Below are 939 nucleotides of genomic sequence, written 5' to 3'. Positions count from 1 at the left end.
GACTGGTGGGGGCTCGGGCCGGGGGCGCACAGCCACGTCGGCGGGGTGCGCTGGTGGAACGTCAAGCACCCGTCGGCGTACGCCCAGCGCCTCGCCGAGGGGCGGTCGCCCGGGCTGGCCCGGGAGGTGCTCAGCGCCGACGAGGCGCACATGGAGGACGTGATGCTGCGGCTGCGCCTCGCCACCGGGCTGCCGCTCGACGTGCTGGACGACCCGGGGCGGGCCCGCGCCGAGCGGGCGCTCGCCGCCGGTCTGCTCGCCGCGGACGGCTACGCGGCCGGCCGCGCCGTACTGACCCTGCGCGGCCGGCTGCTCGCCGACGCCGTCGTCCGGGACCTGCTGCCGTAGACCCGGGCCCGAACGGCATCCGGCCGGGCCCGGAGGTGGCGCGCGCCGGCCGACCGGGACGTCGGCCGGCCGGGGTCACTTGATGAAGCTCGCGGACATCGGGTAGCGGTAGGCGGCGCCCTCGTTCGCCTTCATGCCGGCGATCACGCCGAACGCGATCTGGATCACGACGACGGCCACGCTGGGCAGGAAGAGCAGGCACCAGCTGACGAAGAGCAGCACGAAGGCGATGCCGGACCAGAGGATCTGGAAGTTGAGCGCCGCGAGCGCGTGCGCCCGTACGGCGGGGGACTGCTGCCCGCGTACCAGGTAGGCGATGAGCGGGGCGACGAAGCCGAGCGGCCCGAAGCTGATCAGCGCGCCGAGCGCCCCGCCGAAGTGGGCGACCAGCGCCCACGTCTTGTCCTCGTTGCCGGCGTAGCCGGCCGGTGGGCCGTAGCCGCCTCCGGTCGGATATCCGGCACCCGGCGGGTAACCGCCCGGTGGGGGATAGCCGCCCGACGGGGGTTGGCCACCGCCGGGCGGCGGATAGCCACCGGGCGGGGGATAGCCGGCCGGTCCGGGTGACCCGGACAGTGGTGCGGCTGTCTC

General features: G+C 75.6%; 1 protein-coding gene and 1 pseudogene. One reads left to right on the top strand and one right to left on the bottom strand.

Annotation, left to right across the window (positions count from 1 at the left end):
* Window positions 1-348, top strand: a pseudogene (locus E1211_RS32175) (coproporphyrinogen III oxidase); the annotation flags it as partial.
* A 75-nt stretch (window positions 349-423) separates the two neighbouring features.
* Here E1211_RS32175 and E1211_RS32170 read toward each other — a convergent pair.
* A complete protein-coding gene (locus E1211_RS32170) occupies window positions 424-924 on the bottom strand; it encodes a DUF4870 domain-containing protein (RefSeq protein ID WP_243709807.1) in 501 nt (166 codons plus the stop codon).
* Between the last annotated feature and the right edge of the window lie 15 nt (window positions 925-939).

Source organism: Micromonospora sp. 15K316, assembly GCF_004348525.1.
In the GTDB taxonomy this organism is placed as follows: domain Bacteria; phylum Actinomycetota; class Actinomycetes; order Mycobacteriales; family Micromonosporaceae; genus Micromonospora.
Note: the sequence above shows the minus strand (reverse complement) of the source record. Positions and strands in the feature narration are given on the sequence as shown.